This window comes from Pseudoalteromonas sp. APC 3358 (assembly GCF_030408075.1).
In the GTDB taxonomy this organism is placed as follows: domain Bacteria; phylum Pseudomonadota; class Gammaproteobacteria; order Enterobacterales; family Alteromonadaceae; genus Pseudoalteromonas; species Pseudoalteromonas arctica.
Window position 1 is genome coordinate 1 of the sequence record NZ_JASDCE010000049.1, and the last position, 588, is coordinate 588.

At 39.6% G+C, this 588-nt stretch carries 1 protein-coding gene; it reads right to left on the reverse strand.

Annotated features, from left to right (window positions below; genetic code table 11):
• A partial coding sequence (locus QL995_RS21665) for a DUF4158 domain-containing protein (RefSeq protein WP_290295084.1) occupies positions 1-526 on the reverse strand: 526 nt, incomplete at its 3' end.
• Positions 527-588 lie beyond the last annotated feature (62 nt).

Below are 588 nucleotides of genomic sequence, written 5' to 3' on the forward strand. Positions count from 1 at the left end.
GTTGGATAACACGACTGATAAGCTTTTGTAAGACAGTATATTTAGGGATGGCAATTCTATGCGTTGCTAGAGATTCAGCGGCTGCATCGAATAGATAACGAGGCTCAAGCCAAGCTTTGCCGACCATAACAAGATGATCGTACAACGGCGCAAAGTGCAGACTTTCGTCCCATTTCTGATAGTTTAATAACCTCAGTATTCTTTGATATATACGGTCACGTTGCATCTTATTTATGCTGAAAGGCCTGATCCCTTTGCCTCCTTGAACTTGCGTTGAAATAAACTGCATATCGTCAAAGATGAGGTTAAAGCTAGGTGAAAGAATGACAGGCTTAGACTTAAAATACCCTAATAAAGCAATGAAATAACATCGGTGGTTCCTTAGGCGAATACTTTTCGACTCTGTTAACTCGATCTCGTTTGGCGTAAAATACAATCGTTGCTGTTCAAGTGATAATAGCGGCGGAGAATATAGATCAAGCTGCTCAGCTTTGGTAAGAATTGAGAGTTCGTTTTTTATAGCCATAGGAATTACGTTAAGTTTAAGGGGTAGTTAACCTCATAATTTGCCATACTTTGGAGAAGTAA